The 26421-nt window shown below is 50.5% G+C and carries 21 protein-coding genes and 1 pseudogene; 11 read left to right on the top strand and 11 right to left on the bottom strand.

Translation table 11 applies throughout. The annotated features are described in order from the left end of the window. Window positions 1–164 precede the first annotated feature (164 nt). Together AC0QH1_RS12360 and AC0QH1_RS12355 are read left to right on the top strand one after the other, a co-directional pair. A complete protein-coding gene (locus AC0QH1_RS12360; RefSeq protein WP_324631433.1) occupies window positions 165–665 on the top strand; it encodes a chemotaxis protein CheW in 501 nt (166 codons plus the stop codon). A gap of 406 nt (window positions 666–1071) precedes the next feature. Further along, window positions 1072–2046: a glycosyltransferase family 2 protein gene (locus AC0QH1_RS12355; protein ID WP_324631432.1), complete on the top strand. Its 975-nt coding sequence runs from the start codon at window positions 1072–1074 to the stop codon at window positions 2044–2046. Window positions 2047–2070: 24 nt separating this feature from the next. Here the strand turns inward: AC0QH1_RS12355 and AC0QH1_RS12350 are convergent, their stop codons facing one another. Then, entirely contained in the window at window positions 2071–3060 is a 990-nt protein-coding gene (locus AC0QH1_RS12350; RefSeq protein WP_324631435.1) for a Gfo/Idh/MocA family protein, read from the bottom strand. A gap of 412 nt (window positions 3061–3472) precedes the next feature. Between AC0QH1_RS12350 and AC0QH1_RS12345 the strand changes: the two genes are divergently transcribed. Then, entirely contained in the window at window positions 3473–3766 is a 294-nt protein-coding gene (locus tag AC0QH1_RS12345) for a ferredoxin (protein ID WP_324631431.1), read from the top strand. A 166-nt stretch (window positions 3767–3932) separates the two neighbouring features. Here the strand turns inward: AC0QH1_RS12345 and AC0QH1_RS12340 are convergent, their stop codons facing one another. Then, the gene (locus tag AC0QH1_RS12340; RefSeq protein WP_324631430.1) at window positions 3933–5642 is read right to left on the bottom strand and encodes a SpoIID/LytB domain-containing protein; all 1710 of its coding nucleotides are present in this window, start codon (window positions 5640–5642) and stop codon (window positions 3933–3935) included. Between the two features lie 299 nt (window positions 5643–5941). On the opposite strand from AC0QH1_RS12340, the gene AC0QH1_RS12335 reads away from it, so the two are divergent. From AC0QH1_RS12335 to AC0QH1_RS12315, 5 genes are all read left to right on the top strand, one after another. Next, window positions 5942–6202, top strand: a complete 261-nt coding sequence (locus tag AC0QH1_RS12335; RefSeq protein WP_324631429.1) for a sulfiredoxin — start codon at window positions 5942–5944, stop codon at window positions 6200–6202. A gap of 73 nt (window positions 6203–6275) precedes the next feature. Beyond that, window positions 6276–6770 (top strand): Dps family protein, encoded by a 495-nt coding sequence (locus AC0QH1_RS12330; RefSeq protein WP_324631427.1) that lies wholly within the window; start codon window positions 6276–6278, stop codon window positions 6768–6770. Between the two features lie 119 nt (window positions 6771–6889). Beyond that, window positions 6890–7291, top strand: coding sequence for a nitroreductase family protein (locus AC0QH1_RS12325; protein ID WP_324631426.1), 402 nt, complete (start codon window positions 6890–6892; stop codon window positions 7289–7291). Further along, complete coding sequence (locus AC0QH1_RS12320) at window positions 7284–7559, top strand: nitroreductase family protein (protein ID WP_324631425.1); 276 nt, start codon at window positions 7284–7286, stop codon at window positions 7557–7559. The genes AC0QH1_RS12325 and AC0QH1_RS12320 overlap by 8 nt, the downstream gene beginning before the upstream one ends. A gap of 13 nt (window positions 7560–7572) precedes the next feature. Beyond that, a complete protein-coding gene (locus AC0QH1_RS12315) occupies window positions 7573–8382 on the top strand; it encodes a helix-turn-helix domain-containing protein (protein ID WP_324631423.1) in 810 nt (269 codons plus the stop codon). Between the two features lie 175 nt (window positions 8383–8557). On the opposite strand, the gene AC0QH1_RS12310 is transcribed toward AC0QH1_RS12315, so the two are convergent. From AC0QH1_RS12310 to AC0QH1_RS12300, 3 genes and pseudogenes are all read right to left on the bottom strand, one after another. Beyond that, entirely contained in the window at window positions 8558–9010 is a 453-nt protein-coding gene (locus tag AC0QH1_RS12310) for a DUF1350 family protein (RefSeq protein ID WP_324631421.1), read from the bottom strand. 156 nt (window positions 9011–9166) lie between these two features. Further along, window positions 9167–10729: a reverse transcriptase N-terminal domain-containing protein gene (locus AC0QH1_RS12305; protein WP_324631419.1), complete on the bottom strand. Its 1563-nt coding sequence runs from the start codon at window positions 10727–10729 to the stop codon at window positions 9167–9169. 602 nt (window positions 10730–11331) lie between these two features. Next, window positions 11332–11640: pseudogene (locus AC0QH1_RS12300) on the bottom strand (DUF1350 family protein); the annotation flags it as partial. A 563-nt stretch (window positions 11641–12203) separates the two neighbouring features. Between AC0QH1_RS12300 and AC0QH1_RS12295 the strand changes: the two are divergent. Next, window positions 12204–13424 carry a sensor histidine kinase gene (locus AC0QH1_RS12295; protein WP_324631418.1) on the top strand — a complete coding sequence of 407 codons (1221 nt, stop codon included), beginning with the start codon at window positions 12204–12206 and terminating at the stop codon, window positions 13422–13424. A 74-nt stretch (window positions 13425–13498) separates the two neighbouring features. Here the strand turns inward: AC0QH1_RS12295 and AC0QH1_RS12290 are convergent, their stop codons facing one another. After that, window positions 13499–14809: a restriction endonuclease subunit S gene (locus AC0QH1_RS12290; protein ID WP_324631417.1), complete on the bottom strand. Its 1311-nt coding sequence runs from the start codon at window positions 14807–14809 to the stop codon at window positions 13499–13501. A gap of 160 nt (window positions 14810–14969) precedes the next feature. Continuing rightward, complete coding sequence (locus tag AC0QH1_RS12285) at window positions 14970–16586, bottom strand: type I restriction-modification system subunit M (RefSeq protein ID WP_324631416.1); 1617 nt, start codon at window positions 16584–16586, stop codon at window positions 14970–14972. Window positions 16587–17403: 817 nt separating this feature from the next. Between AC0QH1_RS12285 and AC0QH1_RS12280 the strand changes: the two genes are divergently transcribed. Further along, window positions 17404–21105 carry an EAL domain-containing protein gene (locus AC0QH1_RS12280; protein ID WP_324631415.1) on the top strand — a complete coding sequence of 1234 codons (3702 nt, stop codon included), beginning with the start codon at window positions 17404–17406 and terminating at the stop codon, window positions 21103–21105. A 143-nt stretch (window positions 21106–21248) separates the two neighbouring features. On the opposite strand, the gene AC0QH1_RS12275 is transcribed toward AC0QH1_RS12280, so the two are convergent. Continuing rightward, on the bottom strand, window positions 21249–21521 hold the full coding sequence (locus AC0QH1_RS12275; protein WP_324631414.1) for a hypothetical protein: 273 nt from the start codon (window positions 21519–21521) through the stop codon (window positions 21249–21251). A gap of 260 nt (window positions 21522–21781) precedes the next feature. On the opposite strand from AC0QH1_RS12275, the gene AC0QH1_RS12270 reads away from it, so the two are divergent. After that, entirely contained in the window at window positions 21782–22387 is a 606-nt protein-coding gene (locus tag AC0QH1_RS12270; RefSeq protein WP_324631413.1) for a DUF3318 domain-containing protein, read from the top strand. Window positions 22388–22445: 58 nt separating this feature from the next. On the opposite strand, the gene AC0QH1_RS12265 is transcribed toward AC0QH1_RS12270, so the two are convergent. The 3 genes from AC0QH1_RS12265 to AC0QH1_RS12255 form a co-directional block, all read right to left on the bottom strand. Then, a complete protein-coding gene (locus tag AC0QH1_RS12265; RefSeq protein ID WP_324631412.1) occupies window positions 22446–24167 on the bottom strand; it encodes a glycosyltransferase family 39 protein in 1722 nt (573 codons plus the stop codon). Between the two features lie 53 nt (window positions 24168–24220). After that, a complete protein-coding gene (locus tag AC0QH1_RS12260; protein ID WP_324631411.1) occupies window positions 24221–25228 on the bottom strand; it encodes a glycosyltransferase family 2 protein in 1008 nt (335 codons plus the stop codon). A gap of 262 nt (window positions 25229–25490) precedes the next feature. Beyond that, complete coding sequence (locus AC0QH1_RS12255; protein WP_324631410.1) at window positions 25491–26393, bottom strand: alpha/beta fold hydrolase; 903 nt, start codon at window positions 26391–26393, stop codon at window positions 25491–25493. Window positions 26394–26421: the final 28 nt, after the last annotated feature.

The following is a 26421-nucleotide window of genomic DNA, read 5'->3' as shown; positions in this document are numbered from 1 at the left end:
AACTCGTTCCCTGGCTCCGCCTGGGAACGCCCCACCCGAGGCTCCGCCTCCTCCTAAATAACTGTGAAAAATAATTTGCCCCCTTGCTTCTCAGTTCTCTATCTTTCTAAAAATTTCAAATAGTAAATTAAGTTAGATTTGTTGTTTATTTTTCTTAGATTGCCATGTTACCCACTCATCATGCTAATCGTCGATTCCGCAACCAAAAAACGGAACGCAAACGCACCCCAACCCGCAAATTGGTGGGGTTTGAAGTGAATCGAGAAACCTACGCCATTCCTATCGAACGGGTGCAGCGGGTTCTGAATCAATTTACGCCCCAAGGGGTTCTCGAAAGTGGCCGCAGTCTGGTAAAATTCGATGATGAGGTGATTACCGTGCTGGATTTGTCTCGCTTGTTCGTTCCTTCTGTTTCGGAAAAAACCAACGGTGAATATTTGATTGTCTGTTTGTTAAGTAATGGCGATCGCCTCGGTATTCCCATTCCCAATTTGCCCACGGTTATGGATATTCCCGAGGATAAATTCGAGCCGATTCCCGCTTCCTATCGGGAAGGCACGCAAAGCAGTATCCAAGCTCCCGAAGCATTGGAAAAGCTCATTTATACCGAATCCGGCGCGATCGCCTTTTATCTGAATGTAGACCGCTTACTCCCTGCTGTATAATCTGCCCACCGGCGATCGGGTCAGCAGCCACCGGAAAATTAATAATTGCAAATTCCCAATTTACTTTTTCCTCGGCTATACGTTATTGTCCATAATCATTCCCCTGTCTCCCGGCTAAACTATACAAAAGATTTCGGTTTTATATTTAGTGCGCTTTCAGAACCGTGGGAGGAGGCATGAGAGGGGGAAAAGGGCAGAAGTGCCGATCGCGCTGCCGGGGGATAGCAATGGCGAAGGTGGGGAAGCGATCGCGAGTCAGCAGGTCAGGGCAAAGCGTAACAAATTTTCAATTTCCAATTTCAAATATTCAATCCTCAACTCAATTTGCAGCAGAAGAGCTCATTTGCGGTGCATTCATGGCATAATCGCACTCGTGGCCTCGACGCGACGGGAAAGCGGAGGAACCATGAGCGCCAAATATTCGTTTGTGGTGCCGATTTATAACGAAGAACAGACCATAGAAGAACTCTACCGACGATTGAAAGCCGTCATCGATCGCCTCGATAGTGCAGCAGAAGTCATTTTCGTAGATGACGGAAGCAGCGATCGCTCCTTACTGCTGCTGCGACACCTGCGCGATCGCGATCGGCGGATCTGCTATCTGAGCTTTGGGCGTAATTTCGGGCACCAAATTGCCGTAACTGCCGGCTTAAACTTTGCCCGAGGGCAAGTGGCCATCGTCCTAGATGCCGACTTGCAAGACCCACCCGAACTGATTCCCGACTTAATCGCCAAATGGCAACAAGGCTATCAAGTCGTCTACGCCCAACGGCGATCGCGCGGTCAAGAAAACTGGTTTAAACGCTGCAGCGCCTACCTCTTCTATCGCCTACTGCGGAAACTCGCCGATGTAGACATCCCCTCAGACACCGGCGACTTTTGCCTGCTCGATCGCCGCTGTATCGACGCCCTCGACGCCATGCCAGAACGAAACCGCTACATTCGCGGATTGCGCGCCTGGGTGGGATTTCAGCAAACCGCCATTGAATTCGATCGCGACCCCCGCTTCGCCGGCGAAGTAAAATACAGTTTCCGCAAATCCTTCGCCTTAGCCCTCAACGGAATCGTCGCCTTTTCCAGCGTCCCCCTGCGCCTGTCCACCTATCTCGGTTCCATCGCCGCCGCGATCGCCATTGGGATGGCCATTTTAGTCATCTACTGGCGAATCTTTTATCCCGACTCCCCCTTAACCGGTTTCGCCATCATTATGAGTTGCAGCTTCTTCCTCGGTGCGGTGCAACTCATCTGCATCGGCATTTTAGGCGAATACATCGGACGCATTTACGAAGAAGTCAAAGGACGCCCCCTCTACACCCTCTCCGAAGTCGCCGGATTTGAAGCCAACCGCGAAAAGACCACCGGAGACGGAACCGAGAATTGAGCAATTTTGAATTCAGCTTTTCCCTCAATTCTCCAGAGAAATGGTTTCCTGGGTTTGTGCTGCCCGACGGACCGCATCCGCCACTTTCAGGGTATAGGCGCTAGCCGTCGGTTCCACGTAAAGCGGTTTCCCGGCGGTTAAATAATCCAGGACCATCGTGGTATCTCGGGCAAATAAACCGCGACGAGTGCCCACCGAGAGGGGAGTCACCTCATCGAGGCGCACCAATTCCCCCCGATCGCCATCAAAAATCAGCGTACCTTTTTCCCCATGCACTTCAAATTTCCGTTCCCCTTTCGAGAACTGGTCTCCTTTCCCATAAATCAAATCCGCGATCGCCCCACTGGTAAAACGAAGCTGGGCCGTACACAAACAAGCGGTATAGTAGTCCGGTTCCGACGCTTCCCAGAACCTTGCCTGAGCGCTTACCGTAGCCACAGAGCCAAATAAATCCGTAAAGCGATGCAGGCGGGAAAGCGCCCCGACGAAGGGAAAGCCAAACAGATTGAGATTGTAAGTCCACTTCAGGGGAACCGGGCGTTGCGGGGTGATGGTGGCGTAGCGGGCATAGGTGACTTCTCCGGCTTCGGGCAAGGAGGCTTTCAGGGCATTATGCAAGCCTCCCAAGAGTTCGATATGCTCCACATGCAGCAGTAATTGGCGCTGACTTGCCAGAGAAATTAATTCTTTGGCGGCGATCGCGTCGAGACAGAGGGGGTATTCCACCACCACATGCTTGCCGGCTTGCAGCGATCGCGCCACGATGTCCCCATGAGCGGAATTAACCAGGGAAATCATCACCAAATCGATATCGTTGCGTTCCACCAGTTGTTGCCAGGATCCGATCGCCTCCGCTTGGTAAGTTTGAGCGAATTGTTCGGTTTTCATGGCGGTATGACCTGCCACCGCCACCAGGGTGGCGCGATCGTCTCCTTGCAGGGTCTCCGCGCGCAATTTGGCGGCAAAACCGGTCCCCACCAACCCGACTCGAACGGGCAATGGCAGGGGTTTCACAGGAGAACTCGTTGCAGCGCTGGGATGAGAATTGGTGTTCACGGGCTTTTTCTGGGTTGGTGCTTGCAGTTGATATTCCGGGACGGGAGTGGCGATCGCCCCCCTCGCGATCGCGATCGATTTTACCACGCCCGCCGTGCCCCCCCCAGGTCCTCCCCCCAGAGGCGATCGCTGCCAAACCCTCATTTCGTAAGGGTTTTCCCCTAGGTATAAGTAATCAGGATGAAATTAGAAATTTTTATAATAAATTTTGTTGAAAATATTGGGAAAATCGGTGTTGCAAGCTTTGTTTTTTCCCGTAATATCAGAGATAGGCTTAACCTATAAGCAGTGTTGCAGGTTAATCAAGACGCAACATCTGTATTAGGAGAACTTATCTTTTAACCAGTCGATTACTTGAGAGGATCGCGAAATGGCAACTTACAAAGTTACCTTAAAAATGCCCGATGGCGAGCAGACCATTGAAGTGCCCGATGACGAGTACATTCTCGACGTGGCCGAAGAACAAGGTCTGGATCTGCCTTATTCCTGCCGTGCAGGCGCTTGCTCTACTTGCGCGGGCAAACTGGACGCTGGCACCATCGACCAGTCTGACCAGTCTTTCTTGGATGACGATCAAATCGAAGCGGGTTATGTGTTGACTTGCGTTGCCTACCCCACTTCTGATTGCACCATTACCACCCACCAAGAAGAAGAACTCTACTAGAAATTAACAATTGGAGTTCGATCCCGAGGTTTCCTCGGGATCGAACTCGTAGATCGGCTCTAGAGAGGGGAAATCAAAGCCTCTCGACTCCAGCCTGTTTCCAAGAGCGAACAAATTAATTTCCTCAAAGGGACGCGCGATCGCGCGCCCCTTTGCTGTTGCTACCTCACCCTTGGGATGCAGTGGGCGGGAGAGACTCGAGGGGGTCGCGCCAGAAGATAATGTCTTCATGGAGGGTCTCGATTTGAGTTCCGGGATAGTAAAATTCCAAAATGCGTACGCTCGACCACCCCAACTTGGCTAATTTGTGGGATCCGGTTTGACTCAATCCCACCCCATGTCCGAATCCACCACCCACAAAGGCATACCCTTTTAACGTTTTATCCGCACCGTAAACCCGTTCCACGTAAAAAAAGGTACTCAACGGCGCGTAAAATGCACGGAGAATTTCGTCTTTCCTGAGGATGATGCTTCCTTTATCGGTGGTGGCTTTCACCGCGATCGCCCGCCCGGCCCGACTGCGCTCGACTACCTCAATTCCGGTTACAGTATTAAAATTCGCCAGGGCATGTTTCTTTTCGACCAAATACTCCTTCAGGTCTTCATTGGTCTGTGCCAAGGGAGAGAATTCCCGCCAGCGAAATAAATCCCACTCCTCTTCATTAAATCCTTTTTCCAAGCTGAGAAACCGTCGGAAGTTTTGCTCGCTTGCCAAACTGTTGCGCGATAAGTCCCACAGATTGGCTACGGAGTCGATGACGGCGGTGAGGTAGGGTCGCCCTTCTCCGTCCCACATGTCGTTATAGGGGGAGGTGATTCCCCCGGTGGTGGAAGAATACAGGGCGTCTACTAATTCGTTGTTGTAGGTCAGCACTTTTCCCGCCGTGGCGGCGATCGCGATATCTGCTGGTTCCCAGGTTTGCCCCAGACCCTTATAAACCTGGCACTGGGTACTGGCGCATAGTTCGTAGTTGTCGATCGCAAATCGTCGCAGGTTCCGCAAGGCATAGGTGCGCGCGATGATCGCTTGCGCTTCTACCGCCGCATCTGGGGCATTGGCTCCAATTTCATGGGGCACCACGCCGCGCAAGTAGGTCTCCATCTTCACGTCATTCACTACGGTGAAGCTACCGTAGGCGTCGGGTTGCACCCGCAATGTCCCGCCATATAACCGGGGATTGCGATCGTCTTTCCCTTTGCTGACTTGAATTCGATTGTTGTTCGCGAAAATTTCTAGCCGATCGCGGTGGTAGCGAAATCCATCCACTACCCAGGTGGGTTGAGGCACCTGCTGCCGGATCTCGGTGTCTAAAAATGCCAGTTCGTTCCCTTGCGCTTGCAGGCTTTGCAGCAGCAACCGCCGCAGTAATGGGGTGCTGTAAACTTCCCGCTTCGCCCATACCTGCCAACGCCCGGGGTAGGCAAGTTCGACTTCGAGTCCCTGTTTGCGCCAGTCTTGGGCGCTTTGTTCGGCATTCTCAAAGCTGCGATGGGTACTCAGCACTAACCGCTCTTCGACAATGGGTTGTGCGAGGGGTTTCATCTCGATTTCTAGTTCCAGTTCGTTCACTGATTGGGTGACGGGGGTGCCGTCTCCTCCCTCAAACCGGACAAATAAGCGATCGCCGCTCATGGGTTTGAAGATCAGTTTATCCCTGGCTTCCCTGCCAAATCGCTGCACCACCCCCACTTGCAGTTCTCGGTTGGTGATGCTATTCCCCCACACTCCCTCGGTAACGACTCCCCACCAGCAAATTGCACTCAGCAGGGTGCCGGAAATTCTCCTCAACCACTTTCGGGTTGTCGGTGTCTTGGGGTCGATCTCGCGATCGCCAATCGCAATTGGTTCTCTGACGCTTGTTTTGCCAAAAGCCATAACGCTCGCTCTGTGTTTGATGGGCTGGGTTTTTTTTGCCCGGGTCTGGTGGTTCGATCCGGTTTGCTCCTACTTTACCCAATCTCGACAATTTGTATTGTAAAAAGGGGGGACTTCTATCTAACCTCTATTCTCCCCGGAACCTGCGATCGCTTCGGTAGTCCAGATGACGATTTCCCCGATCGCTCCTCCTCCCCTCCCCTCTTCCCCCTTCTCCCCTAGCTACTTCTACTCATGGCAAGTCGAAGTCATTATGAGTATGATTTAGTAAAGCACTTAAAATAGAGAAAAACCTGCTGATGAGAATCGAAGAAATTCCGATTGACAAGATTCGCCGCCCCTTACCGCGAACCAACGACCCGGAGAAAGTCGCCGCCCTGATGGAGTCGATTGGGCAAGTAGGCTTACTCGAACCGATTGACGTGCTAGAAGTGGATGGGCAATACTACGGCTTTTCCGGATGCCATCGCTACGAAGCTTGCCAACGCTTAGGCCATGAAACCATCCGGTGTAAAGTTCGCCGCGCCCCGCGATCGGTATTGAAAATGCACCTAGCGTAGCCCAGATTGGTCATCACCTCTTCATCGTTTGATGAGAAAATAAACATATTCTCGTTTTTTGGAGGCTTGCCTCATGGGCAAAGATAAAAAGAAAGCGCCGCAAATCAATCTCGGCATTGACGAAAAGGATCGCAAAGAAATCGCCGAAGGGTTATCGCGGGTGCTTGCCGATACCTACACCCTTTATTTGAAAACCCACAATTTCCACTGGAACGTCACCGGTCCGATGTTCCAGACGTTGCACCTGATGTTCGAGCAGCAGTACAACGAACTGGCATTGGCGGTGGATGGAATTGCCGAACGCATTCGCGCGTTAGGTTTCCCAGCTCCCGGGACTTACAGCGAATTTAGCAAGTTAAGCTCGATTCGAGAAACCGAAGGGGTGCCTTCCGCCACCGAGATGATTAAGCTGCTGGTGGAAGGTCAAGAAACAGTGGTCAGAACCGCGCGATCGGTGTTCCCGATCGCCGACAAAGTTAGCGACGAACCCACTGCAGACTTATTGACCCAGCGAATGCAGGTTCACGAAAAAACCGCTTGGATGTTGAGAAGCCTGCTGGAAGACTAGAGGAGGAGTAGGGTGGGCAAGTCCTTGCCCACCCTACAGCTACAGCTTTTGTCAAGTAGGTTGAGGCGATCGACCTACTTTTTTTTGCAGCCCTAACCCCGGAAACTTTATAAGGTAGAATGACCATTGAAATACAACCAACCTTGGGCTTAAAAGATGCGATCCAACAGCGTCGCGCGGCCAGAGCATTTCATCGAGATCCGATTCCCCCGGCAATTTTAGAAGCCATTTTGCGCTTGGGGGTGCGATCGCCCTCGGGGTACAATCTGCAACCGTGGCGATTTATTGCACTTCGCGATCGCGACAATCGAGAGAAACTAAAAGCCTGTGCCTTTGACCAAAGACAGGTGGGCGAGGCCCCGGTGGTCTTGATTTGCTGTGGCGATCGCCGAGTCACAGATTCCGAGTACATCGAATCGGTGATTCAACTGGGCAAACAAACCGATGCGATAAACGAACAATATGCCCAGATGATGCGAGAAGCGATTCCGCAACTGTTCGAGAGCCGCCCTTATGCATGAATCCGTCGAAGCCTGGACCAACCGCCACACCATGCTGGCTGTAGCGCATATGATGATTGTTGCCAAAAGCTTTGGTGTAGATAGCTGTCCGATGGAAGGATTTGCCAGCGATCGCGTCAAAGAGGCATTTAACATCCCCGAGGAAGTGGATGTTTGCTGCTTGCTAGCCCTTGGATTTGCGACCGAACCATACAAACAGTATGGCGGACGGTTCGATATCGATCGCGTTTGCTATAGCGAAAGTTTTGGCGAACCGTTTGTCCTCTAATTGGCGATCGCCAATGGTTGGTGATTCCCACTTTCGGGAACACTTACAATTAATTGCTAAACCGTCTGCTTCCCCCTTAACCATGATCGATCCACAACCAACCCTCAACCCTCAATTCCCCACGGAGAGTGACGCTGTAGATTACAGCCAAAAGTTGCAAGGGTTGATGCAACAAGTGGGAATTTCCAGTTTTCGCGCCCTCTCTCGCGCGGCGGAGGTTTCCCACTGGCAGGTGCGACAGCTTCGACGGGGGCAAGCGCTGCAAATTCGCGGGGAATATTTGCTCAAATTAGCGGCGGCCCTGCAAGTGTCGGTAGCGGATCTGCTGGCTAACTTTTCTCCGGGCGGCGATCGCCTCTTGGTGGAAAGCGCCGCGTCAGCAGAAGCACCCCTCCCCACTACGCACAGTGCCACCGACAGTCCCAAAGCCGCCAATTTCGCCGAATTGCAACGAGAGTACGAACAACTGCGCTTGGCCATGCAGCAGCAGCGGGAGTCTGTGATGCTCGAATTTCAGCAAGCGAGTTTGGAAACCCTGGAATCTTGGTTGCGACAATGGCCCACGGCGGCTCGTGCGGCTCAGAAAAATCCCGAGGTTCCCGCCACCCGTCTGCTACCCTTGCTCGGTCCGCTAGAACAGTTGCTCCAGCAATGGGAAGTGGTACCGATCGCCGCCGTGGGTTCCCAAGTCGCTTACGATCCGCAACACCATCAGCTCATGGAAGGCACCGCCCAACCGGGGGATCCGGTGCAGGTTCGTTACACCGGCTACCGCCACGGCGATCGCCTCCTTTTCCGCGCCCAAGTCAGTCCGCTGCCGTAGACTTACCACAAAGTTAGAAAAAAGTCAAGAGTAAAATTACTCATTTTTTGACTTTTTTCTAAACTTCAGGGTAACAGGTTAACAACAATCGATGACATTAAAGACCTGGAGGGTGGGCAACAATTTGCCCACCCTACCCGCGTGGGTTAGGTGAGGGTGTCCGGAATCGGTGAGGTTAAAGTGGATTGAGCCAGCGAAGGATTTCGCGCGTGAGGCCCTGGGGTTCGCGGTAGAGTTCTTGACGCAACCATTGAGCGATCGCATCTAAGGGAGAGAACTCAATCCCCGGTTTCCACCCCGGATCCTGACTCAAAGGCGTCAGATGGTTACCCGGGAGGGTGAGGATCGTCACCATATCCGGGAAGCGAGTTTCCAGGACCGGGAGCAACAGTAAAGTTTGGTCGATGGTATCCTCCTTAAATTTAACCACAAGATTGCGCCGGACCTGATAGCCCGAGGCAATAATTTCGTTCGTTTCTTCTGGGTCTGGGGTAAATTCCACCGCAAAAGACGAGGGAACCGTTTCTAACCACTCTAAAAATGGAATCGAACGACGTGCCGGATAATTGTTATAAGAAATCAGCACATTACCCGCGCGATCGACATCAAACAAACTCCCGATTAACAAATGCAGTTAAACTAAGCAATTTCGTCACCGAAACTGCTCGTCTTCAGAACCCTGCGTGAAAGTTTCCCTTCACAAGGCTCCTCTTTTCGATACTCCGTTTCATCGGCACTTCTCGCAGCATGGCACTCCGAAGTCGTAGGGTAAGCAATATCCAGCCTAAATTTCTTCTGGGGTTAATTGTTGTCCCGATAATGGGCCAGATTCCCTCAGTCGCGGACCCCAATAAGACAAATCCCCATCATAAGGAGAAGCATCTCCCCGGACTTTCAGATGACGGACAATGGCAGTTTCGGCATGTAACGCCAATCGGTCGTGTGGATGAGAGGCAAACACCGAGTTTTTCGACCCGATCGCCTGCCAATATTTTTGCTTCACCCAAGCATTAGACTTATGCGGATGGCGGCGTTTTGCCCATCGTTTTAGCTTCAGGTGAAGGTCGTAATCCAGGGAAGAAAAGGTTTTCTTTGAACTCACACTACAGAAATAGCCACACCAATGATTGATGAGCGGATTCAGACAAGCGATTAAAGTAGATTGACTGGCCGCTTGATGGGCTTTAATTGCCGCCTTTATCTGTTTTTTGTGAGCTTTAACCGCCGAATTAGAAGGCTGAATCAGGGTTTTGAAACCCAGCTTCGAGTGATATTTTCCCACCGGATACTGGCGGATATGAAAGCCTTGGAAATCAAACCCTGGTGGCGTTGCTTCATGGGAGTCGAGGGTATGAGCCAGACGAGTGTTTTCATCCCGCAGAGATAAACCCATTGTTTGCAACCATTCGCCAGCGATCGCCCGACACTGCAGGAGAACCGCTTTATCCGGATGAAGGAGAACCAACTGGGCCGCATAGCGCACCACAGTCAAGCCAGTTTGGGTGTCCCGATCGGGGACAAATAGAGTATTGGCCAACTGCATCAGGTGATTTTCCAGACCATCCAGGGCGATATTCAGCAGCAAAGGGGCGAGGATTTGAGAAGGGAAAAAAGCAGACTTTGAGGGATTGAATTCGAGCGGTTCACCTACAGCAGACCAAGCGATCGCCCCCGTTTTTAACCAAGCTTTCACCAGGCGTCGAATTGGGGAAACAGCGGCCATTTTCTGCGCCAGTGCTTGCGGGTCGATTTGGGGTAAATTGACAGACAAATCTGCGGTCAGCACATACTGGGGTTGAGCCTTAATGCTGGCATAAATTGCCGCGATCGCATCCTTGTAACTTCTGCCCGGACGGAAACCATAGCTATTTGGGTCAAACTTTGCCTCCCATTCCGGTTCCAGTGCAAACTTTACCAGATATTGCAAGGCGCGGTCTTTCATCGTGGGAATTTGCAAACGTATTTTTTCCCGACCATTGGGGAGAGAAACTTCCAGCGAGCGAAGCGGTTGTCCGCCCGTTAACAATTCCAGTTCCTTAACCAGGGTAAATCGTTGAGCCGCGCCCAAAGAAGTTAGGCCATCAATTGCCGGAAATTGCCCATTAGAATTATCCGCACAGACTTGAGCCACGGCAAGAGTTTTGGCCGCGCGAGACTTCAGCAAGAGCCGTTGTAAGCGGCGGAGTGATTTAAGATTGCCAGAGCGAGAAGCGTGATAGATTCCCTTTTGTAGGTGGAAGAGTTGCCGTTCCAACTGTTTCCAGGGAAGGGTTTTCCATTGTTGGCCAGCGGAGTTTTCTTCCAAACTACCGTCATCAGGTTTACTGTCCCGAGCGTTTGCGTTCATATCTACGAAATTCCGAGTCTATCGATTATCGAAAAGTCGGTACGTCAGCCTATCTCGTTCGTTACGAATCGAGCATTTGCTTCTTACCGAATCCTACACCTCTAACAACCTCCGAGATGGAGAAATTGCCTCTTGGGTGAGTACGCAATCCGAGAAAGGGATTGAGAGTCGCTAGAGGGTTTCCTCGTTCCGAATGACCTTTAATCGAGGGGTTAGGGCGGTACTTTCCACCGGGTTTATGGAAGTGCGTGATGGTCAGACAAACAACTGCCATCTCCAGATATCCAGTGCCGTTTGGCTCCAGCTTTTTTTGTGCCTAATTGAGCTGGTGATGGGTGACGATGGTTCGGACGTACCTTCGGAATCTACCCATATCCTCTTGCTTGAAGGGTACCGAGTTAGGCCCTCGGGATTGCCTCCTTTCATCCCCGCTTTCCGGAGTGATGCCCAGTCGTTACCGGAGGGGAAGTGCTGTCAGCGCTGCACCTGCGCGGCAGGATTTTCACCTGCAAGGTCATTCAGTTGTCAAGGTTCTATTGGGGAACCTTGCTAGCATTCCAATGCCCGATTTAGGGGCAAATTTCAGCTAAACGAGTCGCACGTTTGCATCCCATACTGTGTCCGATGCCGTAAATTGGAAGATAGCGCTTGGGTAATTTGCGCGATAAGCGAAGTTGTTCGATGCACCATTCAAAGCGATCGAGAACCTGGTGGGCGATCGCCGCATGATCCAGGGTATTGACAAATGGAGTGGCGACAATCGCATAGCCTTTTAGGCTAAGCTGTTCGAGTAGCCATCGGTAGGTGACTTGCGGGGCCGCCGCCACGAAAGCGCCGCCAAGAAAATGGACGATACCCTTCGGGTGGGGTGGAATATGAACCCAGTTCCCAGAAATTTCTTGCCAGTTCATGCCAAAGTCTCTTTGTTAGTTGAATCCGCGATCGAGATTTTCATTTTTTATTTTAATGGATTCGCGCACAGCAGGATATTCGGTAATTGCGTTTCCAGGCTTTTGTGTAGTTTGCAGGAGCAACCAAGCGGGGAATCTTACCTCAGAAAACAAGCCAGGGGGAGAATTGGACGGACTTTTTCCCGTCAAAGGGGATAAATGAGGGTTGGTAAGGGGTAGACTGATTGCTACAATTGAAGGATAATCAGAGAAACTATTTTTGGCAAAGGGGAGTAAGACGATGGAAGAGACAGGGAGGTGATTTGAGAAGGGAGGCGCAAACCTCCACTTAGAGCACAGAGATGGGGGTAAGGATGAGTACACTTGATTGGAGAATTTTCCCAGCGATCGCTGCTGCGGAAGCAATCCAGGGGCAATCCACCGCGCGATCGCATCGCCGACCCCGGAGTAATGGTAAATTGAGAAATTTTACCGATTCTTGGGAGTTTTAGGTAAAATCTATCGAAAAATACTCGACTGTCTATTTTATAGCCACTAACAACAAACGAGCTGTAGCTGTTGCAATGATGAGCCAATCTTTTATGGTTTCTATTAGTCAATCTTTGGCGAATAAACTTGATGTAATCCTTGAAAAATGGAAAGAAAAAGTTCGAGAGGATGCGAAAATAGAAAGTTCAAAAAATTTATCCGAACCAGCGTTACAGAACTTAATTCCTGAGGTACTTAAGGCGATGGTTTCCGCTTTGGATTATCCGGAAGACGATGATTTTGAAGTGGTGGCGCAAGCCAGTTTGGGTCATGCAGTGGAACGGGCGGAAAATGGATATGATGCGGAAGAGATTGCCCGAGAATATCGCTTTTTGCGGCAAACGATATTTTCAGCATTAGAGGAAGATTTTTTAAAACTGACGCCCCAGCAATCCTATCGGGCATTTCGGATAATCGATGCGGCGATCGACCAAGCTAGCGCCTATTGTTTTCAAAGATTCGTGAAAGAGCGCACCAAAAAGCTAGAGCAGATTCAGCAGCAACTCACCCAAACGAATGAAGAACTGACGCGGTTGCTGAATTTGAGTCAGCAGAGCTTTTCGCAACTGGCGCACGAGTTTAAAACGCCGTTGAATTCGATTATGGCTTATTCGCAAATGCTTTTGCGCCAGCAACAGGGGAAAACCGAGTCGGATGCGTTGAATATCGATCGCATCGAGCGCGTGTTGCGTTCTTCGCGACAATTACTGGAAATGGTGAATAATTCGTTAGAATTGTCCCGGGTTGAAGCGGGAACTGCCACGTTGAAACTAATCGAAGTGGACGTGCAAAGTACCCTGGTTACCGCAATTGAAACCATCGAACCCCTGGCACAAAAAAAAGGATTGGAGTTACGAATTTTTAGCGATTTGGCACCGGAACGAGTGGTAACGGATCTGTCGCGCTTGCAGCAGATTTTGATTAACCTCTTGAGCAACGCAGTGCGTTATACCGATGATGGTTCGATAAGCATTTCTTGCGAAACTTTACCCGAGAACAAATGGTTGCTCAGCATTAGGGATACGGGAATTGGAATTTCGCCAGAAGATCGAGAAAAAATCTTTCAGCCCTTTTCGCGGGTGGGAGTGAATATCGCGCCAGAAAGGGAAGGAAGTACGGGGTTGGGATTGGCGATCGTGGCGCAACTGGTGAAACTGCTGCAAGGAGAGATTCACATGATCTCGGAAGTGGGGGATGGATCGGAATTTAGCGTGGTTTTTCCCATAGAAGTTAGCGTAACCAATCCTGAAAGTTAAGCGGATGATGGAGAAAAAGTGCCCACCCCTGAGCGATCGCGCCAGGGGATTGCAGGGGAATAGCGGGGTTTGGGTTAGGCAATTTGACAGAAGCGATCGGCAATATCCACTTCTCCAGAAAGCAGTTTAGCCAGGAGTAAGGCGCGGGTGCGTTTTAGGGTAGAATTTTTGGCTTGTAAGGCTTGAATTTCCGAACACAGAGGGTCGAGGGTGTCTATAAACTGACGATGGATGTGGCGATCGGGAAGTGCGATCGGCAACTTGCGAAATCCACTCAAATTAATTTCTCGATACATCAACCCCGACGCCAAACTAAAAATCCAGTCTCGATTTTCTTTAATCCAAAAATAGAGATAATATGCCGAAAGTTGTTCGTTGGGAATGCAGGTAATAAACCCTTGATTCGTGGAAGCTTCTGTGGTATTGATTGCCACCACCCCAATAGTTGCCCGGGAAGTCATCATCACCGAATAGGGCGGAAAAACCCGAATTTTGCTGTTGCGTCGCCCCAAATCAGTAATTTTGTTGGCAGATTCGGAAATAAACATGGTGCCCGACGCGGTTAAATCCGTGGTTCGATACCACATCAGGGTGCCATTCGCCCAATATTCCGGTTTTTTCTTCGAGGGAGTATCGCCGCCGATGGTATCCACCACATCCCCGATCGCCTCCACTTTCCATCCCACGGGAAACATCTCTTTACCCGTGACTTCTCGTTCCAGATCCGTTGCCCGACGCATTTCTAAATGGGGCAAATTCAATTTAACAAACCACTCATAATAAACCGTTTGCGCCATTGTTTCCAATAACTGAATTCGGCGATCGTTATTGGCAATTAAACTATCGTAGTCCGACAGAATCTCGGTAATCTTGTACTGAGTGGGCAGATCGGGATAGTAAATTGGCAGGGATTTCAGCGACTCCAAACTAACATAAGACTGCACCACGCCAGCTTTCAACCCGTGCAAAGCATTTTGAAAAATCGGAGTTTTTACCCAGTAATAAAGATAAAGCGGCGAGATAAGATGTTGATTGGGGCGTAAAATAGCCACACTGCTAGAAATGCCAAAATAATCTTCCGGTTGCACTAAATACGGTTCGCCAATACTGCCGATAATCCCGAATAAAACATCTCCTGCTTCGGGTTTGCGGATCGCTTGAATATTTCTACAGAAATGTCTCTCAAAATCCTGGCCAGAAATATAGTCAACTTTTGACAAATTCAAGCTATTGGGCTTGAGATTTTTAGCGGTTAAATAAAGCACGCCGCTATCTTGTCGTTTAACTTTGGCGTGGATGCCATCTCCCACGAGACAACACTCGCCAATGCGTTGCACGGTCCAATTTTGATTTGGCTTGACGGGGAACTTTGAAAATGTAGTCACATTCACACCTCTAGCGCGTCGATTCGGATTCAAACGGAACCCATTAAAAAAAATGGGGAAACGAGAAGGAGAGAGAATCAAATGTTCGGGAAAGAGAAAGAGAGAAAAACGACGCCAAAAGACTGACGATGGGAAAATGTTGCCCTTCAAGCTACAGATATTACACGACTCGTTTCACCTTGTCAAAATTATCTGTTTTCCTTGCTTCAGTGGTTTGGAGTAAATGAACCACTGTTTGAGAAATGCGTTGTTCCAGTTCTCGGGATTGAGTGCTGAGGGTTTCGAATTCTTCATTGAGTTGCTGGAGTCTTTCGCTAAAATCGAAATCATCTTCCGGTTTAGGTGGAACGCCAACATAACGCCCTGGATTGAGACTGTAACCTTCTCGTTCGATTTCTGCCAAAGTCGCGATGCGGCACAATCCGGGAACGTCTCGATAGATGTTGTTGGGAAAGGTTTCTTCCCAATCGGGTAAAGTGCCGTAAGCGGGAACGGCGGGATTTTTTCGAGTGTGTTCCGGTAAAGTTTCCACCGATTCAACCGTTTGACCGCGATACATGCGGACGATGTTGGAGAGGAAGTGAATTTGTTCCGGGCTAAATTGACGATGGGAACGATAAACATGCTGGTAAAATTGACGGGCGTCGATAAACAGCACTTTATCTTTGCGCGGAGAATAGACTTTCGCGCGATCGAGAAACCATAACGTACAAGGCAATCCGACACTGTAGAAAAAGTGGGGACCGACGGCGATGATAACATCAATTGCCCCAATTGACAGGAGTTTTTGGCGGAATTCCAATTCGGAACCTCGGGCATCGCTGGCGGAATTTGCCATAACAAATCCGGCGCGACCTTTGGAATTGAGGGCGCTATAAAATAACTGAATCCACAGGTAATTGGCGTTGTCGATGCGAGGCAGACCGAAGGGGAAACGGGAGTCGTTTTTGAGTTTTTCTTTGTCTACTTTGTCTACGTTAAACGGGGGATTGGCCATGACAAAATCGAATTTGCCCAGGCAATTGTGGTCGTCTTCATAGTAGGTATTGCTTTGGCAGATATTGCCGGCGAGTCCGTGAATGGCGAGATTCATGCGACACAGACGAACCGTTTCGCCGATGCGTTCTTGTCCGTAAATGCCGATTTCGGTGTTGGGATTTTGCTGATGTTTTTCGATGAAAGCTGCACTTTGAACGAACATGCCGCCACTGCCGCAGGCGGGGTCAAAAATTTTGCCGTGAAAGGGTTGGAGAATTTCGACAATCAGTTTGACCAGGGAGGTGGGGGTAAAGAATTCGCCGCCTTTTTGTCCTTCACTCATGGCGAAGTGACTGAGAAAGTATTCGTAAATTCGGCCAAAGGCGTCGCCTTCGATGTCGAGGGCGATCGCGTTAAAGCTGGTCAGCAATTCTCGCAGGATGTCGTTGCCCAGACGATGGTAAGTTTTGGGCAAGACGTTTTTGAGCGTGGGATTTTCTGCTTCGATCGCCAGCATTGCTTGATTCATTGCTTCACCAAGATTGGCGTTTGGCGGCAGATTTAGCAAGCTATCGAACCGCGCCTCTGGGGGTAGGTACAAGAAATTCCCCGCGAAATTGAAAGGGCGATCGCTGCGGCGATATTGCTGCACTTGTTTCGCAAAATTATGGTCGGCATACCGCAAGAATATCAGTCCTAGCACGGGCAAGGAATATTCCGACGGTTTGAGTTTTGAATTTGCTCGCAATCGATCGGCGGCATCCCATAGCCGCTTTTCAAGTTCGTAATAGTCTGGCATTTGTGATTTGAGTTTCCAATTGACGTCAAGGCGATAAGTGGAACACTATCGCTCAGTCGGGTGTTGACAAAAAGTTTATTATATGCTAAGAATCATGCTGAGTAAAGTCCATTTTCTCCACCGCCGCGTCTGCATCGGGTAAAAATAGCGCGATCGAGACGCCCGCGAGATTGCCCGAGTTGAGGAGAAAATAAGCCCCTGACCAGCCCTAACCTCCGCCCCAGCAAAATCTAGGGATGGAAACGGCTGCCAGTGTCGGAAAAATCCGGAGTAAAATACCGCCTTTTCAAGGGATAACAATTTCTGTAGGCGCTATTTTTAGCGCCCATCGATGGGATGACCCGCGTCAATTGTCTGAGGACACAGATGGCAGAATCAGCAAATTTTAGCCATTCAATCAGAATGACTTAACGGTTAGATGACCCAGGCAATTGCAGCTCAACTGGGAAAAAACGCCAGGGTTGCCGATTGGCAAGGGCGGGTTGCCGAGCTGAGGCAGCAAAGTCCCGGGTAAAAAATGATAAAATTGACAGTAAATAAAGAACAGATAACCTGGAAATCCCGAGGACAGTAACAAAAATCACTCTACCCGATAGGAGAAATCGGCTAGGCTACACCTATTTTCCAGGGAAGGAGGACAACGGTGGGATCCGAAATCAAAGCAATGCCCTGCCACGGGGACTGCCAAAGCTTGCCAACTTTTTGCAAGCACTTGCGCCACCAGCGACAGCACCGTACTGTCTGGAACTCGAAGAGCGAGCGATCGCGCAGATTGGGCTTTCAACGGAGTGGCGGCGTGCAATGGTAGGCAGAAAAAGTGGCTGAACGCAACCTAACAGGACAACTGCGGCAATCAATTGTCGTGTATGCAGCAGTAGGGATGTTGGCAATTGGGGTCATCATTTCCATCGCCAGTATGGTGCCCCTATATCGGTATCTGAAACAAGATGCCCAAGAAAATCTGCTGTTGGCGGTGCAAACAAAAAGCCAAGCCGTGGAGGAGTACCTATGGCGAGTTCGAGACGTTGCCGAACAGATTGCCAGTCGCAGCAAAGCGCGCGAAGCGCTAGAAAATTATAACCAAGGGGAGGTGAAGAAGCCCGAGTTAGCGGCATTCAGCACTCCTTTGCTCGCCGACGCCTTGAACCAATCTCCCGAAATTGTCGGCATTACCCGACTCGATCGCGCCGGAAATCCGGTGGTGCAGGTGGGGAGGCCCATTGCGCGCCATCTCTGGCAAGTCCCCACAGCGGAAGGGAAAAAAGCGATCGTCTCTCAACCCATCCGCCTGCAAGAGCAATTTTACATTGTTGCCGGTGCGCCGATAATGAACAAACAATCCCAACGAGTCGGCACTGATATCGTTTTGTTTGATATTGCCAGACTGGTGGACATTCTCCAAGAGTTTACCGAATACGAAAAAAACGGAAATCTCCTGTTAGCGGCGCAGCAAAATAATCGCATCGAGCAGTTATTTCCCTTTGAGGGCGAGACCCCGGGTGTGCCGTGGCAAGATAACGTTTTAGCCGCAACACTTAGAGAAGCGATTGGGGAAGAAAAGGGATTAATGATGACCAAAAATGCGGCGGGTTCTACAGAAGCGATCGCCTACGATTGGTTGGCTAAAAACCAGTGGGTGCTGTTAGCTAAAATACCCCCCGAGCAACTCTACGCACCCCTGAGACAGCAAATTACCATCTTAGCCGCAATGATGGTAGTTTTTCTCATTTTAGCCACCGGCGGTATGGTACTGCTGCTGCGCCCCCTGACCGGCAAAGTGCTGCTGCATACCGACGAATTAGAACGACTCTTGGAAGAAAAAACCGCCCATTTGCAAAGGGAACTGCAACAGCGTCGCCGCACGGAACGGTTATTAGCCGCTCACGCCCGCGAGAGTGCTGTAGTGGCAGGGTTGGGGCAATGGGCACTAGCTGGGATGGACTTGTCGAGCCTGATTGAAGAAGCCGCACGGCAAGTGACGCAAACCTTAGAGGTAGATTTAGGCTTGATTTGGGAATGGGTCGAAAATGAGAATATTTTGCGGTTGCGTGGGACTGCCGGCGGTTGGGAAGCCGAACTGAAAAAAGCGATCGGGAATGGAGTGAGAGATTCCCAAGAGTATTATACAGTAGTCACCAACGAACCGGTGCGGGTGGAGGATTTGGGTGAAGAAATGCGCTTTTCGCCGTGGGAACTGTTGGTGCGGTGCGGAGTGGTGAGCGGCATGAGCGTGCTGGTGCCCGGACCGGCGTGCCCGTTTGGGGTTCTGTCAGCGTACAGTTTGGAAAAGCGGCAGTTTAGCAATGATGACCTGTATTTTTTGCAGTCGATCGCGAATGTGTTAGCCACGGCGATCGAGCGTCAGCAACAGGAAAAAGCCCTGCGCGAAAGTGAAGAGCGATATGCGTTGGCGGTAGCCGGTGCGAATGACGGACTGTGGGACTGGAATCTCAACCGAGATCGCCTCTATTTTTCGCCGCGCTGGAAGTCTCTGCTGGGATATGAAGATGAAGACATCGGCGATCGCCCCGGAGAATGGTTCGAGCGCGTTCATCCGGAAGACTTGGACAGCGTAAAAGCGGCGATCGCCGATCATTTGGCCGGCGTTACCCCTCACTTCAAGAGCGAACATCGCATGTTAGACGCCAACGGCGAGTATCGCTGGATGCTCAGTCGCGGACTTGCGGTACGCGACAGTGAGGGAAAACCCTACCGCATGGCCGGTTCTCAAACCGATATCAGCGATCGCAAAGCCACCGAAGAACTGAATCTGCGTCTCGCCGCTTTCCCCAAACACAACCCCAATCCCGTCCTCGCTTGCAATCCGAATGGCGAGATTATTTACGTCAATCCCGCCACCGAGCGGGTGTTAGACCAACTGGGAATTGGACTCGCCACCGGATTTTTACCCGTCAACCATCGGCAAATTGTGGCTACTTGTCTCACACAAGGCAATCGCGGTTGGCAGGTGGAACGGCAAATCCACGATCGCGTCTATTCCTGGCTCTATCACCCGCTACCTTCACTTCAGGTGGTACATATGCACGTGATGGATATCAGCGATCGCGCCTCTGCGGAAGAAAAACTGCGTCACGAAGCTCTGCACGACAATCTCACCGGCTTGCCCAACCGCGCTTTTTTTCTCAATCGACTCGGTGCTGCCCTGGAACGCGCCCAACAGGATTCGGATTGTTGGTTTGCGGTGGTATTTCTGGATTTGGATCGGTTTAAAGTGGTGAATGACAGTTTGGGGCATACTATCGGCGATCGCTTGTTGATTGCCTTCTCTCGCCGACTGCAGGAGTGCGTCAATCGTCGGGATGTTGTGGCTCGGTTTGGCGGGGATGAATTTACCCTGCTGGTGGAAAATCTGCACCACATTGACGATGCGATCGCGATTTGCGATCGGATTCACCAGGCTCTCGCGTTGCCGTTTAATGTGAGCGGCTATGAAGTGTTTACTACAGCTAGCATCGGCATCGCCCCTAGCTGGATGGGCTACGATCGCCCGGAAGACTTGCTCCGCGATGCTGATATTGCCATGTATCGCGCGAAAGCTCGGGGCAAAGCCCGCCATGAAGTGTTCGATCGCCGCATGCTCGATGGGGCAGTGGCGCTGTTGACGTTGGAAAATGACCTGCGCCGCGCGATTCTCAAGGATGTGGAACCGCGCAATAACGGACATCTCCCATCGGCGATCGCCCCGCCAACCTCTCGGGTGCGGGTTTCTTATGGCAATCCTACCAATGGCAAGGGTTGTCTGCCCTCGAGTTTGGATAGTTCGGAATTTTTGGTGTACTATCAACCGATTGTGAGTTTGGAAACCGGCTTGCTTTCCGGGTTTGAAGCCCTGGTCCGCTGGCAACACCCAGAACGCGGCTTGATTTCTCCGGCAGAGTTTATCCCGGTGGCTGAAGAAACCGGTTTGATCCTGCCTTTGGGAGAATGGGTGCTGCGCGAAGCTTGTCTGCAAATGCAACAATGGCAAGGGTTATATCCGAATCCGCAACCTTTGAGCATCAGTGTGAATCTCTCCGGGCAACAGCTCTCTCAACTGGATTTGATTGCCCGCATCGATCGCATTTTAGCGGAAACTCATTTGCCTCCGAGTCATTTGAAGTTGGAAATTACTGAAAGCGTGTTGATGGAAAATGCTGCATCCGCCGCGCAATTGCTGGAACAACTGCGATCGCGCAATATTCATTTGTGTATTGATGATTTTGGTACCGGGTATTCTTCTCTGTCTCACTTGGCTCAGTTTCCGATTAATACGTTGAAAATTGATAAGTCTTTTGTGATGGGAATGTACGGGGATAACGAAAATGCGGAAATCGTCCGGGCGATCGCGATGCTCGCCCATAACCTCGGCATGTATGTCACCGCCGAAGGGGTGGAAAAAGAGGAGCATCTGGTTAATCTCTGGGCACTGCACTGCGATTTTGGCCAGGGCTATTTCTTCTCCAAACCTCTGCCGAAAGATGCTGCCGAAGCCCTCTTGAAAAAGTGCCCTCGGTGGTGAAAATTGAGAATATGAAATTGAGAATATGAAATTGAGAATATGAAATTGAGAATTTGAGATTGAGAATGGCCTTGGGATCGATCGCAATTCTCCCGGAAATTGTGACCAATCCCATTACCACACAGCGTGCATTTTGTCAAGGATTACAGGAAATCCTCTGGTTGGGGTGGTTCTCGATTAGAGAACTCAGAGGGGGGGCGATCGCTACTCCAGGCCCACCAAACACAGCCACATTCGCCACACTCGTAAAACTCCTGCCATTTGCGACGGCGATCTTCCGTATAGACCGGCGATCGTCGATTGATCCAAACCCGCGCAGCTTCCATCGGAGTTGCTTTGCAGGAGGGGCAGCAGAACTCGTGAGCGTGAACTGCGCTCGTCGTCCATTTCGGCACAATTGGCTCAAAAGCTTCCATATTTAGAACTTGATTTAAACGCGATCGGGTCTCGCTCGAGCGCCTGAAACAGGCATTCCCAGGAAGGTGAAAACCGCCCGGGGTAAACACTAGGGGGGAATCTAGCCGATTGGGATTGAAATCGAGCAAAAACTCCACAACCCTAAGCACACAGAGCACGAGTTACCGTATTCTATTTAATTGTAGGACTCTCCCTGATTTTATGGTCGATCGCCCACCCATGAAGTCCACTGTAAAATCCAAACTCTAAACCCCCTATCATGGATCCATCCGCAGAAACCATTCGCTTGCTCGATCTGATGCCGGCTAGCGGTCGAATGATGACAAAACTCGTCAGCAAACCGCAACAATCCACGCCCATCGAGAGTCCCTTTCCCATGCCTTGGGCCACCAACCGACCCATTTACATTAATTTTGACTTGTGGCGCAGATTATCCAAGCCGCAACGAGACATGCTCCTGCTGCGAACCGTGAGCTGGGTACTCGGCGTCAAATGGTTTAAACCCGATTTATATCAAGGAGTGGCGATCGCCGGCGTAGTCGGCACCTTAGTCGAACTGGTACAAGGCGACGCCGTAGGTATTTTAGCCGCTGGAGCCTTAACCAGCCTTGCCGGTGCCCAAATCTGGCGCATCACTCGCCGCACCGAAACCGAAGTCGCCGCCGACGAAGCCGCCCTCCAAGTCGCGCAACGACGCGGCTACAGGGAAACCGAAGCCGCCAGTGCCTTAGTTCAAGCCATTGAAGCAGTGGCGAAAATAGAGCGGCGAAATTTAAACTTTAGCGAACTGATTCGCACCCAAAACTTAAAAGCGATCGCCGGAATCTCCCCAATAGGTATTCCCGAAGAAGGCATTCGGGAGTGAGGCTGTTTAGCCGCCTTCCTCGTTCCCAGATGAGGCTGGGAACGAGAAAAATGATTAACTAACGCGAATAAATCTGCAAATTAAACTCATCTAATTCCATCGTCCCGGAAAGTTGCAAAGTTTCCGAAGAAAGGCAAGATGAAAGAGTCTGACAAAACGCCTCATCCAGTAACCGTTCTACCTGTTGGTTTTGCGCTGGGGTGGCATTTGGCGACCACACGGATTTTTCTGCATCTAACCAAAGAATGCGAGAATAGGGGGAATTGTCAGCATTGAGAACCTTCTCTAAAGCCGGAGCCAAATCGGCGGGATCGCGAGCTAATAAGTCAACATTTGCTGTGGGGGGAACGTAATAAGCCAAGCGCAGAACGTGACCCCAGGCGCGGGAATTCATCGCGATTAAAGTGGGGGTATTCGGTTGAGAAGCGATCGCATCAGCAACCTGGTGAAACATGGCGCGATCGCGAACCGTGTAGTCGAGAATGCCCACCGTTAAAAAAAAGACTAACAAACCGCTCGCCGCCAGATTACGCCACCGACCCGCCGCCCGTTCTATCCAGACCGCCAGTAATAATAAAAAACCGGGTAAAATAAACAGAACCGCGCGTCCCCCGCCCCAGCCTACGGTAAATTTAGTAGTTAAACTATCGACGATAATGCCGAGGGTCAGGGGCAGAACTGACAGCAGCAGCGCCACCGTGAAGGATTGGCGTAAGCCAACTTTCCACAGATGAACGATCGCCGCCAAGAACAGCGCAATCGCGATCGCCCCAGCCACCATCACCGACGCCGGTGGGAGATTGCTCGTCCACTCTCCCAAAATGAACTGAGTGCCGAAAAATGTCAGTACGTCTTGCAGGTGCCTGAGCGCCACCGACTCTCCTTCATTGGCTCCAAACTGATCTAGAACGAAGCGAGCATTTCGCAATTGTTGGCGTACTCCCCACAGGATCCAGGGCACGGTGAGCGCTCCCGCCAGTGCCAAACGCACCCCATGCAGGAACCATCGTCGGCGATCGAGATAGAGGGATAAAACAGCCAAGCTCAGTGCCCAGTAACTAAATAAATAATTGGTCAGCAATCCCGCCGTGACCGAGCCAATTAAAATAGCACTCCAGGCTAACTCAGCGTAAAGCGATCGCCGTGGAGATAAAGCGGAAACATCTCGGTTTGTTACCTCAGAAGACAGATTTTTTCGCCCCGTCAGATTCAGCATTGCCCAACCGCTCAATGCCGCCCAAAAGGGCAAAGCACCATGCATCCTGAAATGCAGAGATTGAGCCAGGTAAAATGGATTTGTAGCGAGTAATGCAGCGACAATCAGTCCGCCGCGATGGCCCAGTAATTTGCGTCCCAACCCATAAACCGACGCGATCGCTGCAATACTCATCAAGACCACCAAAGAGCGCATGGCGATTTCGCTATTCCCAAACAGCCGCATCCAAAAATTATGAAACAGGTAAAATAAAGGAGCGTGCTGGTTGTTTGTAATGCCGCGCAGAACGTTGGCAAGATTGGCCGCCATCTCGGATAAACCGGAACCCGGGGGAATATGTAAGAGAGCGGTATAGCTGTCTAGGTTAACCGGGACTTCTCCGGGATTGCTATAGACATTTCGCTGGCCGGAAACAAAAACTATCGATAAGGCTTCATCATACCAATATTCTCGGCTGCCGAGATTGATAATTCGCAAAAAAATGCCCAGGGCGATCGCCGCGATCGACACCACATTCAACGAAAATCGCCCTAGAGCTTTAAAGCGCGGTTGGCTTTGGGTCATAATCCTTGGAAAAGTTCATCGCAGTTCAAGTGATTTTAACGGTGCAGTTTTCTTTAGCGGTTCGGGTGAATTCCCACCACTTCGCGAATCCGATAGATGGGGCGCTGTTGAGATTCGTGGTAGGTTCGCATCAGCAATTCTGCAAGCAACCCAAAGCTAAATAACTGCACCCCGCCTAACAGCAGCACCACCGACAAAATCAGCAAAGGGCGATCGCCAATATTTTGCCCAAACCCGAGTTTGATAATCGTCAAATACAATCCTAACAGAAATCCCACCGCCATCGAAAGCAAACCAAAGCTGCCAAATACATGCATCGGGCGCGTGAGAAACTTTTTCATAAAAAACACAGTAAGCAAATCCATCAACACTCGAAAGGTGCGACCCAATCCATACTTACTGCTGCCATAACGGCGTGGGTGGTGACGCACCGGCATTTCCACAATTTTTGCCCCTTCGATATAGGCTAATGCCGGCAAAAAGCGATGCAATTCCCCGTAAAGATTCATATCTGCCACAATTTCGGCGCGGTAAGCTTTTAGAGAACAGCCATAATCATGTAAAGAAACCCCGGTAACTTTTCCGATAATCCAGTTGGCAATTTTAGAAGGGAGCAAGCGAGTCAGAGCTGCATCTTGCCGATTTTTTCGCCAACCACTAACCAGATCGTATCCTTCGTTGAGTTTGGCGAGCATTTCTGGAATGTCAGCCGGATCGTTTTGCAAATCCCCATCAAGGGTAATAAAAATTTGGCCTCTGGCACACTTAAATCCCGCCGCCATTGCCGGGGTTTGACCGTAGTTGCGGCGTAGAATCACCGCTTGCAAATCATTTCGTTTGGCGGCTTCTTCTTTGAGCAGTTCGGTGGAGCCATCGGTGGAGCCATCATCGATGCAGATGATTTCGTAGCTAATTTGATTTTCGCTCAGGATATGGGCGATCGACTCGATCAGATGCGGAATGCTATCCACTTCGTTGTGAATTGGCGCCACCACGGATAAGTAAGGATGGTCTTCGGAGGTTTCATAAGCCGAGGGGCGAGAAAAGACTGTAGTATCCATTGGAGTCCTAAGAAAGAATAATGGGCTAAGGGTACGATTTAGGTATAGCTAAATTGAAACATCACTGCCAAGGTAGGGTAAAGCTTCGTTAAGGTTTTTTAATAATTCAGATGATGGGGGGATTGAGGATCTTCCCCTGGGCGATCGCAATTTGACTCCCTTGGCAATTTTGCGCTCTATCCCGCGCTTCAACGATTGCTGTAGTTGAGCCTCTTGCTTGTCCCCAGCAAGAGCTGGGAACGGAGTTGAGAGAGTGCGTCTCTTATGGCTCGATCGCTTGCCCGAAACTCCAGGTCAAAATGCGATCGGCAGTGATTTCAGGCTGTTCGAGGTGCGGCACGTGACCGCAATTGGGAATCCAAATCAGCTTTCCTTTTGCGATCGCTTTTTCAAATTTCGCCGCATCTTTCGTCCCTAAAATTTTGTCGTTCTCTCCCCATAAAATCAAAGTTTCCTTATCAATTGTGGCGATTTTATCCGCCAAAAAGTTGTAACCGCCGCTGCGGGTAAATTCAATCGTCCCTTGATTCCAACGCGGCATTTTCAGATGCAGCGCCGCACAAGTTGCCGCATCTTCCGACGCCAACCGTTTGTCGAAATAGGCTTTCAGGCTAATTTGCTGCCGCACGTTCGGATTTCGCAGAAATTCCGTAGCCAAATATCCCAACGGCGGAATCATAAATTTACCTAAAATTGGCCCTTTGGCAAATCCGGCGCTATCGATTAAGATTAATTTTTCTACCGCCTCGGGATGAGATAAGGTAAAATCAATTGCTGCCGCACCGCCCATCGAGACGCCCAGCAAAATCATCGGACGGGAAATTTGGGTTTTCCAGAAATAATAAAGATGGGTTTTAATCGCCTGGGGAGTGACGGGAATTTCCGCCAAGCGATCGCTAAATCCAAATCCCAACAAATCCACCGCCCAAGTTTCAGTTTGCGCGGCAAGTAATGGCAGCAGGCGACGAAATTCAAACAACGATCCATCAAAGCCATGTAGCAACATAATCGGCGGGTTGCCACTGCCCTGACAGGCGAAACTGCTGCCGATCGCCGTTTCGCATAACGGCGTCAAAATTTCCTGACGCTGAATGTTTTGCGCCAGAGCAATGGAAGTAGATTCGGTGAGAAAATCCACCTCAGACGGAAGAAAACTCGGAAACATGATTTTATTTTTATCCAGAACCCAGGGT

This window comes from Phormidium sp. CCY1219 (assembly GCF_055795085.1).
Note: the sequence above shows the minus strand (reverse complement) of the source record. Positions and strands in the feature narration are given on the sequence as shown.